The sequence below is a fragment of the Streptomyces phytophilus genome (genome assembly GCF_013870535.1).
Taxonomy (GTDB): domain Bacteria; phylum Actinomycetota; class Actinomycetes; order Streptomycetales; family Streptomycetaceae; genus Streptomyces; species Streptomyces phytophilus.
This window is the reverse complement of record NZ_JACBXC010001526.1, coordinates 1-1,280: the sequence shown is the minus strand read 5'-3', so window position 1 is coordinate 1,280 and position 1,280 is coordinate 1. Positions and strand designations below refer to the sequence as shown.

Sequence of the window (1,280 nt, the reverse complement as noted above, 5' to 3'; positions counted from 1 at the left end):
CCGGCTCAGCGCCAGCTGCGGCGCGGCCTCCCCGGGGAGCAGCGTGCGCACGTGGGTGAAGTGCCGGTACGCCGCGTCGACGTCGTTCGCCGTCAGCGCCGCCTTCCCGGCGTGCCAGGCCCCGGCCCAGGGGCGCAGCTCGGCGGAGCGGGAGGACGACGGGTCGGGCCGGTCCGGCGCCGCGGGATCGGGGAGCGGCGCGGGCAGGGCAAGGGCGCACGCGTACGGGCTCGGCGGGGGCTCGGTCACGGCGGAGCCCGTGAGGCGGTGGAACGACCGGGAGGGCCACGGGCGCGGGACGTCGTCCACCTCTCCGAGCAACTGGCGCAGCACGCCCTCCAGTTGGCCGGCCATCTCGGCGCAGGAACGGAACCGGTCCACGGGGTCGGGTGCGGTCGCGCGCCTGACGAGGAGGTGCAGCGACTCCGCCGCGCCGGCGCCCTCCTCCGGTACGTCGCACGCCTTGGCCAGCTCCTGCAGGGTCCGGCCCACGGCGTAGACGTCGGACTGCACGCCGGGGACCGAGTACCCGTCCCCGGTTCCCACCTCGGGCGCCATGTAGGCGTACGTGGCGACGAACGACCGGGACTCGTCGTCGGTACGGCGCACGGCACCGAAGTCGATGACCTTGACCCTGCCCCCGCTCAGCATCACGTTGGAGGGCTTCATGTCGCCGTGCACGAGCCCCTCGCCGTGCAGGTGGTCCAGCACCCCGAGGATCTGGAGCGTGCAGGCGACCGCCTGCTCGGGGAGCAGCGGCAGCCGGCCCGCCCGCGCGTCCCTGATCAGCTCGCTCAGGGTGGGGCCCGGCACGTACTCGATGACGAGGTATTTCTCCGACTCCCCTCCCCCGGCGGTACGGGGGGCGAAGTCGAGGATGCGCACGATGTCCGGATGATCGAGCCCGGCCAGGACGCCCCGTTCGTGGCTCAGGCCGTAACCGCCGTGCATCGAGGCCCCGGCGTCCCCCTTCAGCACCACGGGCCGGTTGCCCAGGCGCACGTCCCGGGCCAGATAGACCCATCCCCGGCCGCCCCGCGCCAGCGGCCCCACGACCTCGTACCGCTCGCCGACGACGTCGCCCGCGGCCAGCCGGGGAGCGAGCGAATAGGCGTGCCCGCAGGCGGGGCAGTACCCGGCGGACAGCCCGCGGCGGCCCACGCGCTCGCCGCAGTCCTCGCAGTACCGCCCGGCCCCGGGCACGGAGCCCCTGGAGTGCCCCGCGTCCGTCGCCGACACGGCGGACCTGACGAACGACCGGAGCAGGCCGGCCGGGATCA

Annotated in this window: 1 protein-coding gene; it reads right to left on the bottom strand. The window is 75.2% G+C overall.

The genetic code is table 11. The features are described 5' to 3' along the window. On the bottom strand, positions 1-1,280 hold a 1,280-nt coding region (locus H5J30_RS33955; RefSeq protein WP_181791654.1), incomplete at both ends, for a protein kinase domain-containing protein.